This is a genomic window from Saccharomonospora iraqiensis subsp. iraqiensis, assembly GCF_000430445.1.
Classification (GTDB): domain Bacteria; phylum Actinomycetota; class Actinomycetes; order Mycobacteriales; family Pseudonocardiaceae; genus Saccharomonospora; species Saccharomonospora iraqiensis.
This window is the reverse complement of record NZ_KE387084.1, coordinates 197504-201413: the sequence shown is the minus strand read 5'-3', so window position 1 is coordinate 201413 and position 3910 is coordinate 197504. Positions and strand designations below refer to the sequence as shown.

Annotated in this window: 4 protein-coding genes; all 4 read right to left on the bottom strand. The window is 73.1% G+C overall.

Going from position 1 to position 3910, the window contains the following annotated elements:
- Positions 1–364 (bottom strand): FAD binding domain-containing protein (locus ACTIR_RS22745; RefSeq protein ID WP_034239350.1); only part of this gene is annotated, 364 nt, incomplete at its 3' end.
- Complete coding sequence (locus tag ACTIR_RS0110750) at positions 361–831, bottom strand: (2Fe-2S)-binding protein (protein ID WP_026454286.1); 471 nt, start codon at positions 829–831, stop codon at positions 361–363. The genes ACTIR_RS22745 and ACTIR_RS0110750, both read right to left, overlap by 4 nt.
- Positions 832–833: 2 nt before the next feature.
- Positions 834–3089, bottom strand: coding sequence for a xanthine dehydrogenase family protein molybdopterin-binding subunit (locus ACTIR_RS0110745; protein ID WP_026454285.1), 2256 nt, complete (start codon positions 3087–3089; stop codon positions 834–836).
- A 173-nt stretch (positions 3090–3262) separates the two neighbouring features.
- On the bottom strand, positions 3263–3769 hold the full coding sequence (locus ACTIR_RS0110740; protein ID WP_026454284.1) for a hypothetical protein: 507 nt from the start codon (positions 3767–3769) through the stop codon (positions 3263–3265).
- Positions 3770–3910 lie beyond the last annotated feature (141 nt).

Genomic DNA, 3910 nt, shown 5'->3' with positions numbered 1-3910 from the left:
CGGCGTCGCCGTGCACCACCGACCCGCCGATCGTGCCGCGGTGGCGCACCTGCCGGTCGCCGATCTCGCCGGAGACGTGCGCCAGCAGGGGCGCGTGGGCGCCCAGCAGCGGGTCCCGCTCCAGGTCGCGGTAGCGGCTCAACGCGCCGATCGCGAGGGTGTCCCCCTCGTCCCGGACGTAGCGCAGCTCGTCCAGCGCGCCGATGTCCACGACGAGCTCCGGGGCGGCCAGGCGCAGCTTCATCAACGGCACCAGGGAGTGTCCCCCGGCAAGCAGCTTCGCGTCGTCGCCGTGTTCGGCGAGCACACCCAGCGCGTCGTCCACAGAGGACGCACGTCGGTACTCCAGTCCGGCCGGGATCACTGCCGCACCTCCTGCCCCGAGGCGTCCATCACCGCGTTGACGATGTTGTGGTACCCCGTGCACCGGCACAGGTTGCCCTCCAGGCCGGACCGCACCTGTTCCCGCGTCGGCCGCGGGTTGTCGGCGAGCAGCGACACCCCGGCCATGATCATGCCGGGGGTGCAGAACCCGCACTGCAGGCCGTGCTGGTCGCGGAACGCGCGCTGCATCGGGTGTTCCGCGCCGTCCGGCCCCTCCAGTCCCTCCAGTGTGGTCACCGCGTGCCCATCCGCCTGTGCGGCCAGCACGGTGCACGACTTCACCGACTCGCCGTCCAGCAGCACGGTGCAGGCGCCGCACGAGGTGGTGTCGCAGCCGATGTTGGCGGCGGTCAACCCGATTTCGTCGCGCAGGAGGTGCACGAGCAGGGTCCGGTCCTCGACGTCGGCCGAGACCGTCCGTCCGTTGATGTCCATCGTGATGCGCACGTTCAGTCCGCCTCCCGTACTCGTGCGAGTTCCTGCCAGACCCGGAGCGGGGTCGTGGGCATGTCGATGTGGGTTACCCCGAGGTGCGCCACCGCGTCGACGACGGCGTTGTGCACCGCCGGGGTCGATCCGATGGTGGCGGCCTCCCCGATGCCCTTCACCCCCAACGGGTTCTCCGGGGTGGGGGTGGCCATTTCGACCAGGTCGAAGTCGGGCAGCTCGGTCGCGGTGACGAAGGAGTAGTCCGCCAGCGTGGCCGTGGTGGGGTTGCCGTCGGCGTCGTAGTCCATCACCTCGAGCAGCGCCTGCGCCACACCCTGGCCGAGGCCGCCGTGCCGCTGCCCGGCGAACGTGACCGGGTTGATCACCGGCCCCGCGTCGTCGACCGCGACGATCCGCCGCAGCGCGACCTTGCCCGTCTCGGTGTCCACCTCCACCACCGCGAGGTGCGCGCCGAACGGGTAGGTGGATCCGCCGTCACCGAACCACACGTCGGCCGACAACTCCCCCGGTTCGGCCCGCGCGGCCACCTCGGCCCAGGTGACGGTCGCCGCGGTGGGGGCGCCACGCACCTGCCACAGCCCCGCGGACGGGTCGAGTTCCAGGTCGTCCGGGGCGGCCTCCAGGTGTTCGGCGGCGATCTTCCGCGCCTTCTCGATCACCTCGTCGGCGGCGCGCCGGACGGCGGAGCCGCCGGCCTGCAACGACCGCGACCCCATCGTCCCGATACCCGCGGGCACCTCGTCGGTGTCACCGTGCCGGATGGTGATCCGGTCCATCGGCACGCCGAGCTGGTCGCACAGCAGCATCGCCAGCGTCGTGTCCAGCCCCTGACCGTGTGGGGAGCTGCCGGTGTAGGCGGTGACCGAGCCGTCCGGGTGGATGTCCACCCGGCCGCTCTCCCCACCCCGGTCCGCCCCGGTGATCTCCACGTAGCTGGCCAGCCCCAGCCCGAGGGCGACCGGATCCCCGGCCTCACGGCGGCGCCGTTGCTCGGCCCGCAGATCCGCGTAGCCGCCCGCCTCCAGCACCCGGTCCAGGGCCTCCGCGTACTCGCCGGTGTCGTAGGTGGCACCGGTGGGCGTGGTGTACGGGAACTCCTCCGGCGGGATGAAGTTCGTCCGGCGCACCTCGGCCGGGTCGGCGCCGATCTCGGCGGCGAAGATGTCCAGCACCCGCTCGATCGCGGCCGTGGCCTCCGGCCGGCCCGCGCCGCGGTAGGCGGCGATCGGGGTGGTGTTGGTGACCACCGCCCGGCTGGCCGTCTCGACCCGGGGGAACCGGTAGACACCGGCGGACATCAGTTCGGTCAGCATCGGCAGGAACAGGGTGCGCGGGTAGGCGCCCGCGTCCTGCACGACCTCCAGCCGCACCGCCTCGACCGTGCCGTCCCGACGGCCGCCGATCGTGACGGTGTTGCGCTGGGCCCGGCCGTGCGTCATCGCCGTCATGTTCTCGCTGCGGTCCTCCGTCCAGCGCACCGGCCTGCCCGCCGCCGAGGCCGCCCAGCCGAGCACGACCGCCTCAGGGTCCGCGCCGATCTTCGCGCCGAACCCGCCGCCGACGTCCGGGGTGATCACCCGGACCCGTTCGGGGTCGGTGCCCAGCCCCTGAGCGATCGCGGCGCGGGCCAACTGGGCGTTCTGGGTGGACAGCCACACGGTGAGCCTGCCGTCGTCGCCCCAGGCGCAGGCCGCGCCCCGCACCTCCAGCGGTGCCGGGGCGACGCGCTGGTTGTCCAGCGTGCGGGTCACCACGACCTCGCAGCCGTCGAACGTGTCGTCGGCGAAGTCGCCGCCGTGGGTCTGTACCGTGTTCGACCCGACCTCCGGGTGCAGCACGGTGTCGTCGGTCAGGGCCGCGTCGAGGCCGGACACCACCTCAAGCGGTTCGTAGTCCACGTCAACCAGTTCGGCGGCGTCGGCCAGCTGGTATCGCCGCTCCGTCAGCACGAGGGCGACCGGTTCGCCGACGTAGCGGACCACGCCGTCGGCCAGCCACGGCTGCGGCACGGGCCCCGCCGCACCCGGCTCCAGGTCCAGATCGGCGGCGGTGTAGACCGCGACCACCCCCTCGGCGGCGCGGGCCTGCGCGGTGTCGATCGCGGTGATCGTGGCGTGCGCGATCGGGCTGCGGACGAACATCGCGTGCACGGCGCCGGTCAGTTCCGGTTCCCGCAGGTCGTCGAGGTAGGTCCCGCCCGTCGTGATCAGCTTCTGGTCCTCGACACGGACCACCCTGGTTCCGGCGATGCTCATCCGACCTCCCGCTCCGTGGCTACACCGACGACCATACCGGTCACCCTGTGTACCCCACACGGGAAATTCCCGGAAAACACCGACCCGCCCACCGCACGGAATCGTTCCGTCCCGTTCCGGCGCACACCGCCCGCGGAACGGAACGGGACGGATCGGGACGGATCGGGACGGCGTCAGCCGACCGTTTCCTCCGACGCGCCGAACGCCGTCTCGGCAGCGCGGCCCTGCAACCGGCGGGCCGTGTCCGCCTGCCGGTCGGCCCGGCCCAGCAGCTCGATCAGTTCCCGTTCGTCGAGGCGGTCGTCGTGCCGGGCGACGGTCAGCAGACTGCGCCACACGCCCGCCCGGGCGGTGATCAGCATGCCCAGGCCGTCCAGTTCCACCACCGGGCTCGCCGGGGACGGGGTCCGCACCCGGCCGTTGAGCTTGAGCCTGCCCACCTTCTCCCCGAGCCACGCGGCCACCGTCTTGTACCGGCGCACGGGCACCCCCAGCTCGGACAGGATCACCCGCAGGGCGCGGGCGTCGTCGGCGACCTCGCCCGCCAACGCCGAGTACTCGCCCGCGTCGGGACTCCCCTGCCGCTGCGCGGCCATCCGACGGGCCAGTTCGGCCGCGGCGACCGCCGCCGCGTAGTGGTCGTTGAGGTAGGTGGACAGCACGAGACCGGGACCGGGCATGCCCGTGGGATACCCGCGGCGGGCCGGTCCACACCCGCACCCGCCCGCCGGAGGGGACCGCGGGCCCGGGACGGTCAGTCGGCGTAGACCGCGGCGTGCAGCCTACGCAGCAGCGCGGCGTAGGCGGCCCCGCCGAACCCG